This is a genomic window from Ruegeria sp. BI11, from assembly GCF_056538005.1.
The window spans coordinates 25,220-32,858 of record NZ_JBQFSM010000021.1 but is presented as its reverse complement, the minus strand read 5'-3'; the positions used below and the strand labels follow the sequence as shown (position 1 = coordinate 32,858).

Annotated in this window: 6 protein-coding genes; all 6 read left to right on the top strand. The window is 55.0% G+C overall.

The features are described 5' to 3' along the window. The first annotated feature begins 362 nt into the window (after positions 1–362). The 6 genes from ACR0DT_RS24040 to ACR0DT_RS24015 all read left to right on the top strand — a co-directional run bounded on the left by ACR0DT_RS24040 (position 363) and on the right by ACR0DT_RS24015 (position 7,494). On the top strand, positions 363–1,190 hold the full coding sequence (locus ACR0DT_RS24040; protein ID WP_480713198.1) for a DeoR/GlpR family DNA-binding transcription regulator: 828 nt from the start codon (positions 363–365) through the stop codon (positions 1,188–1,190). Between the two features lie 52 nt (positions 1,191–1,242). Next, positions 1,243–3,282 (top strand): ABC transporter substrate-binding protein, encoded by a 2,040-nt coding sequence (locus tag ACR0DT_RS24035; protein WP_480713197.1) that lies wholly within the window; start codon positions 1,243–1,245, stop codon positions 3,280–3,282. Between the two features lie 72 nt (positions 3,283–3,354). Further along, complete coding sequence (locus ACR0DT_RS24030; protein ID WP_366552276.1) at positions 3,355–4,359, top strand: ABC transporter permease; 1,005 nt, start codon at positions 3,355–3,357, stop codon at positions 4,357–4,359. A 5-nt stretch (positions 4,360–4,364) separates the two neighbouring features. Continuing rightward, a complete protein-coding gene (locus ACR0DT_RS24025) occupies positions 4,365–5,507 on the top strand; it encodes an ABC transporter permease (RefSeq protein WP_480713196.1) in 1,143 nt (380 codons plus the stop codon). Beyond that, positions 5,504–6,499 carry an ABC transporter ATP-binding protein gene (locus ACR0DT_RS24020; RefSeq protein ID WP_480713195.1) on the top strand — a complete coding sequence of 332 codons (996 nt, stop codon included), beginning with the start codon at positions 5,504–5,506 and terminating at the stop codon, positions 6,497–6,499. Before ACR0DT_RS24025 ends, ACR0DT_RS24020 begins: the two co-directional genes overlap by 4 nt. Next, positions 6,496–7,494: an ABC transporter ATP-binding protein gene (locus ACR0DT_RS24015; RefSeq protein ID WP_480713194.1), complete on the top strand. Its 999-nt coding sequence runs from the start codon at positions 6,496–6,498 to the stop codon at positions 7,492–7,494. The genes ACR0DT_RS24020 and ACR0DT_RS24015 overlap by 4 nt, the downstream gene beginning before the upstream one ends. The last annotated feature ends 145 nt before the right edge of the window (positions 7,495–7,639 follow it).

Sequence of the window (7,639 nt, the reverse complement as noted above, 5' to 3'; positions counted from 1 at the left end):
CCAAGGCGCAATCATCGACCCCTCATGCGGCGGTAACCCCATCAAACTCAACGAGGATAATCTGACAAAACTATTCAATAACGCGTTGTGAAACCGAAAGCCCGGCAGACACTCTGCCGGGCCTTCGGAGGTGGATGTTCTGAGAGTGTATTTTTAACTTGATTGGCTTGTACACCACGTCGAAAGTGAGTTCAGAGCGATCAAGAATGCGCGTCGGTATTCCCATATTTTTTGAGAAGAAGCTTTCCATTTGGTGACCGGATATATTGGAAAGCCAACAAATTCTCCCGAAATTCAAATATTGTCACAAAACATACACAATTTTTGTGGCTTTTTAATTGAAACTGTGGTGGGATTCGAAAATGGATCACGATAGCGAGAACATCCCTCATCGAGGCCGTGAACTACTGGATGTGCTGGCAAGGCTGGGTGGCTCGGCCCGCAACACCCAGATTGCGCAGGTCATGGACGTTTCAGAGGAAACCGTACGCCGACTGGTTAAAGCGCTGGCACAAAAAAACATGGTTGAGCGGGTGCATGGAGGAACGTTTCTTTCACGTGCACAGGACACGCCGATGTTTTCCGGGGCGTTGGAACAAAACGCCGAAGAAAAGACTCTCATAGCCAATAAAGTTAGCCAGATGATCGAGGACGGCATGGTGCTGTTCATTACCGTGGGCTCGACAACCACCCATATTGCCGAGCAGCTGCGCGATCTGAAGAATCTGACCGTTGTCAGCAATTCGTTGTCAGTTATCGCCTCGTTGGCCGATCACAACGGTACACGCGCGATCCTTGCCGGGGGTGAGGTTATTCGATCAGAACGCGGCAGTTTTGGTCGCGCCGCCGAGCAACTGGCCTGTCAGTACAGCTATGACGCAGTGATCTGTGGGGCGGATGCGCTGTCTTTATCGGGCGGAGTGCTGGCCTCGAACCCGCTTGAGGCTGAGCTGACACGCGCGCTGCGCCACAATACCCGGCGCATGATCGTTGCAACAGATCACACGAAATTCGGCGAAAGGGCGGCCAACGTGTCCTGCCGATTTGATCAGGTTACCGATTTGGTGACCGATATTGCCCCGCCTGAAACCTTCGCCACTGCCTTGAAGGATGCAGGGGTCACAGTCCATGTCGCCGCGCGGCATGGCGATAAAAAGAATAAGAAAGCCGACGTTGCCGCAGTCAACTAACCGGTTTCACAAGAGAATAAAAACGAAACTGACGTTACCGTAGGGAGAAAACATGAAACAGTTTCTGATGTCAGGTGTGGCCTTGGTCACCCTTGGGGGAACTGCTTGGGCGAATTGCCCGGCAGCGACAGTGGCAGATATGCAGGGCGTATCTGACGGTGCTTATCCACAGCAATTTGATCTGGCAGAGTTTCAGTCAGCCGCAGGCTGTACACTGAGCTTTGCAGAAAACCCGTCAATTGCGGACCTGAATGGTCAGATCCGTGGCAATGCCGATTTGCCAGCGCTAGCGGATCGTCTGCCGTCCGAGCCTCTGGTGATCGTACCCTATGACTCGATCGGCCAATATGGCGGGGTTCTGGACGCACTCTCCAACGCCACCGAAAGTGGAACGTCAGACTTTCTGTCCGTGCGCCATGTGAACCTGTTCCGCTATTCCGACGACCTTCAGACCTTGGTGCCAAACGTGGCCAAGTCATGGGAGTGGAACGATGATTTCACCCAATTGACCGTGCATCTGCGCGAAGGCCACAAGTGGTCGGACGGGGCGCCGTTTACCGCGGCGGATGTGGTGTTCTGGTACGACAACCTGATGATGGACACCAATGTCATCGCCGAAGCCAAGGATTACGCGTTGGCGGGTGGTGAGCCGATGAAGGTCGAGGCACTGGACGATACCACGGTGCAGTTCACCCTGGCCGCGCCCAAGCCGGGCCTGACCGAGACATTCTCGTTCACCTATGTACAGCCATACCAGCCCAAGCATTTTTTCGAAAAGTTCCACCCGGCACTGGATGAAAATGCGGACGCCAACGCACAGGCGCTTGGCTATGAAAATGGCTATGAGCTTATCAAGGCCTATTATGGCAATTCGGACTGGATGGATACGCCGTCGCCGATGCTAACAGCGGGCGATAAGTTGGCGGGTCTGCCTACGGACACTATGCCAACCCTTGAAAGCCACATCCTGGTGAAAGAAAGCACCGAAGGGCGCCACTATGTCGCCAACCCTTATTTCTTCCAGGTCGACACACAGGGTAACCAACTGCCTTACATCTCGGAAATGGATGAAACCTATGTCCCGGATGAAGAGGTACGTAACCTCAAGCTGCTGAACGGCGAGGTGGATTACAAATCTCAAGGTGTGAACCTGACATCTGCTCCGGTTCTTCTGGAAGGTCAGGAAAGTGGCAACTACACATTGGAAGTGAAGCCAGCGATCGGATATCCCGTACTGACTTTCAATGTGACCGCCGAGGATGAAGCCAAACGCGCGCTCTTCAACGACATCCGTTTCAGAACGGCCATGTCGGTTGCGATGGACCGCAATCAGCTGAACGAGGTTACCGCATTTGGCTTGGGGGAACCGACGCAATACATCGGCTTCTCGCCGCGCCCTGACTTCATTGATGCTAAGTGGACAGAGTACGAGGCCGGTTTCGATCAGGATCGTGCCAATGCTCTGCTGGATGAAGTTGGCCTAGTCGATCAGAACGGCGACGGTTTCCGCGATCTGCCAAACGGTGACCCGCTTGTGCTGGACTGGCAGTTCTCGACACAATCCGCATCCGCTCAATTAGTGGAACTGATTGCTCAGAACTGGAAAGATGTGGGCGTCAACACCGCGATCAAAGAAGTCACCTCGGATGAGTTCCGTGCGGCGCAATCGGCCAATACGCTGGACATGGGGATGTGGCTCAAGAGTCAGCCCGCCGGTTCGGTTCTGGGTGACGGTGAAATCTGGGTGCCTCCGTTTGACGGATATTTCGATGTTCGTACCGGGATGCTCTGGGCTGAATACATCAGCTCGAACGGTGAAAACGGTGTCGAGCCACCCGCTTGGGTTGCCGATCTGAAAGCCGCTCTGGACACTTACCAATCCAGCGCACCTGGATCGGACGCATCTATTGCTGCCGCTCAGAAAATGGTTGAGATAATGACTAGCGAACTTCTATTCATTGGTACGGTCAACTCGCCGGCACCTATCTATCACTCGAACAATCTGCAGAACTTTACCGAGTTCAAGACGCAGTCCTACGAGTTCTATCGGACCTATCCGTACCGCCCTGCACAGTGGTGGTTGTCCGAATAATCCGATCTTCGATCTGAGATGAAGGAATGGGGCGTCCGCGCCCCGTTCCAGTTGCTAGCTAGGAACAAAGATATGCTCCAATTCGCTCGCTTTGCCGCCACGCGTGCGGTGATGGCTGTGGTCACACTTGTATTGGTATCACTCATTGTGTTCACGCTAATGGAGCTTGTGCCGGGCGATTGTGCCGAACGCTATCTTGCCTACAAGAACACTCAAGGTTCGGCCATCACACTGGCAGATATCGAGGCTGAACGGGCCCGACTGGGGCTGGATCGCCCGTTTCTGACACGCTGGGCCAGTTGGCTGAGCGGTGCGTTCCGAGGCGATTTCGGCGAAAGCTGTATCCTGCGCGTTAATATCGCGCAACTTTTGGGCGATAAGTTCTGGATTTCGCTATGGATCTGCCTTGGGTCGTTGACGCTGGCCTATATGATCGCGCTGCCCGTGGGCATTATCTCGGCTGCTTCCAAGAACGCATTCCTCAACAACTCGCTGCGCCTGATCAGCTATTTGGGTTTGGCCATGCCAAACTTTCTGCTGGCACTGATGGTGATGCTGTTTTCCACCATCTATTTCGGTGAGACACTTACCGGCTTGTTCAGTCCAGAATATCGCGAGGCCCCCTGGTCGTGGGCCAAATTCGTGGACCTGCTGAAACATGCCTGGCTGCCCATTTTCATTCTGGGCTGGTCGGCAACTGCGTTTGCCTTGCAGACGGTCCGCGCACTGATGTCGGATGAAATCGGCAAGCTTTACGTAACCGCTGCTGCAGCGCGCGGCATCTATGGCCGCCGTCTGTTATGGCGCTATCCTGCCCGTCACGCGCTTGGGCCAATCGTCAACTCGCTGGGCTTTGACCTGAACCGTATCTTCAACGAACTGCCCATTGTCGCTCTGATCCTGACCCTTACCGAGGCTGGATCGTTGCTGCTGGAGGCTTTGGCACGGTCGAACGACCAGCAATTGGCCGGCGCTATCATCTTTCTGCTGACAGCCGCCATCGTCACGCTGAATTTCGCCACGGACATCCTGTTGGCCGTGATTGATCCGCGCGTGCGCAAGAGCATTCTGAGGTAAGATCCATGTCTGCAAAAACCTCCACGAAAATCGACGATCAGAAGGCCAAGGAAGCGTATTTCACGGCCTCTCAAAGACAGCTGATCTGGGCCAGATTCAAAAAGCAACGCGCGGCGATGATTGCCGCCACCGTGTTGATTGTGCTGATCTTGTCGGGCCTCTTTGCGCCGTTCCTGTCACCCTATGATCCAACAGTTGCTGGTCGGGATAAGGATTACCTGAACGGGGCACCTCAGATACCGAAGTTCTGCGACAAAAACGGCTGTTCAATCCGACCCTTTTTGCACACGGTTACCCGCGAGCGATCACTTGCGACCAATTTTCGCTGGGTCGAAAAGATAAACGAGGATGAGCGCCGCTATATGCAGTTCTTCGTGCGGGGCGACAGCTACAAGCTGTTCGGATTCATTCCGGGCAACATCCATCTGTTCGGCATGGATCAGGGCTATGTCCATCTGTTTGGCACCGACAGTGCTGGTAAGGATATCTTCTCGCGCACGCTCCACGCGGTCTGGACGTCACTTCAGGTGGGGACATTGGGCGTGGTGATTTCGTTCGTGTTGGCTTTGATAATTGGCGGTGTAGCTGGGTATTATGGCGGTGCCATTGATAGCGTGATCCAGATGATTACCGATGCCGTCAGGACGGTGCCCTCCATCCCGCTTTTCATGGCTATTGCCGCCTTTATCCCACCCGAATGGTCAGCCGAGACCCGATTTTTCGTCATAACCCTGATCCTTGGACTGGTGGGGTGGCCAACGTTGGCCCGGCGGGTGCGGACCCACCTGTTGACCGAGCGTAATCAGGAGTACGTGCTGGCCGCGCAATTGTGCGGGGCACCCGCCGGTCATGTCATCAGACGGCACCTTCTGCCGAGCTTCACCAGCTATATCATCGTCGATCTGGTTATCTCGTTCCCATACGTGGTCCTGTCGGAAACGGCTCTCAGCTTTATCGGTCTAGGCCTCAAGGATCCGGTGAATTCATTGGGGGTCATGCTTCAGAACGTGACCAAGGCGGATGTCTTGCTGAACTATCATTGGTATTTCATCCCGGTCCTCTTCTTCATCGCGCTTGTCATGGCCTTCGTCTTTGTCGGCGACGGGTTGCGCGATGCTGCCGATCCCTATTCGGAGACCCGTAAATGAGCCTGATCGACGTCGAAAACCTGACGCTGCAATTCAAGACCGACGAAGGGCTGATCACTGCAGTCGACAACGTGTCATTCTCGCTGGCTCCGGGCGAGGTCATGGGCCTTGTGGGCGAAAGCGGATCAGGCAAATCCGTGACCGCGAAATCGCTTATGAAGCTTAATCCGGGCAATGCCGTCTACGCCCCTGAAAGCCGGATCACGCTGCATCTGGACAGCGGACCGGTGGATGTCCTGTCCCTGCAACGCCCGCGTGATATGGAAGTTGTGCGGGGTGGTGCGATCAGCATGATCTTTCAGGAACCGATGGCAAGTTTCGCGCCTGCAATGACCATCGGCAGCCAGATGGTCGAGCAGTTGTTGATTCACACGGATATGTCCAAAAAACAGGCCCGCGAACTGTCGATTGAGATGCTGGACCGTGTAGGTATTTCCGATGCATCCACCCGGTTTGGGCAATACGCGTTTGAGATGTCGGGCGGCATGCGCCAGCGGGCGATGATCGCCATGGCGTTGTCGACCAAACCGAAACTTCTGATCGCAGATGAGCCCACAACGGCGCTGGATGTGACGATTCAGGCTCAGGTCATCGATCTGATGAAGGACCTGGTGGATGAGTTTGGCATGGGGATCATCTTTATCACCCATGACCTCGGCGTGGTTGCCCAGACGGCTGACAAGGTGGCGGTTATGTATCTGGGCAAGATGATTGAACAAGGCCCGGTCCGTGAGGTGATCCGCAACCCCTATCATCCGTATACCCAAGGGTTGATTGACGCGCTGCCGCAGCTTGATGATTTGGACAAACCGCTGATGCCGGTGCCCGGGGATATTCCATCACCGCTAGAGCGACCCGAAGGCTGCGTTTTCCACACCCGTTGCAGCAAGATTGTTGGCGATGTCTGTAAAACAATCGTTCCGGGCTGGTCGGACACCGGTGAAAACCATCGCACGGCCTGCCACCTGTGTGACGAAGGACAATCCGCATGAACAACGACAATCTGATCGAAACCCAAGACCTGTCGGTTGGATTCCCCGTTGGCGGGAAGATCTTCAACAAACGCACCCTGATGGCAGTGAACGAAGTGTCTCTGGCTATCCCCCGCGGCTCGTTTTTCGGAGTGGTGGGTGAGAGCGGCTCGGGCAAGACAACTTTTGGACGCGCTCTGTTGAATGCCGCACCAATTACCGGTGGCACCGCCCATTATTATGATGGCGAGGTCAGCTATGATCTGGGCAAACTGGCCGGGGCTGACCTGAAAGAATATCGCCGCCGTGCGCAGCTGATCTTTCAGGACCCGTATGCTGCTCTGTCTCCGCGTATGACCGTGCGCGACATCATTGCCGAACCGCTTGAAGTTATGGGCCTGTGCAACTCGCGCGAAGAGGTTGATGAACGTGTGCGCGAAATCGCCGGCTTGTGCCGTCTGAACTTGGAGCATTTGCGCCGGTTCCCACATGCCTTTTCCGGGGGTCAACGCCAGCGGATTTCCATAGCCCGCGCGCTGGTATCCAAACCCCGCTTCGTGGTGGCCGATGAAAGCGTCGCTGCGCTGGATGTTTCAATTCAGGCCGACATCCTGAACCTGTTGAAATCGCTTCAGGATGAGATGGGGCTGACCTATCTGTTCATCAGTCACGATTTGTCGGTGGTGGCCCATACCTGCGATCATGTCGCCGTGATGTATCTGGGTCAGATCATGGAAAGTGCTCCGACGCGCCAGCTGTTCCAGTCGCCGCGTCATCCGTACACCAAAGCCCTGTTCTCGGCGATTCCGTCTCTGGACCCCGATGATCGGGGCAAAGCACAGAAACTTGAAGGTGAGATTCCTTCGCCGACAAACCGCCCCAGCGGCTGTCAGTTTCATACACGGTGCCCATTTGCCACGGACCTGTGCAGACGGGAAGAGCCACATCTGGAGACCTGTGAGGCTGGCCATGCAGTAAGCTGCCACCGATGGCGTGAGTTGCAATTGGCTGGTTAATCCGGAGCAAAGAAAGTCGAGGGCGCGATATCTCAATTGAGGCACTCGCGACCTCTGACAATGAGACGATCGCCAAGCCCTTTTCTCCACCCTGTCAATGAAAATTTTTGGGGGAAATTATCCACTCAAGTCCTGGACCCCGATG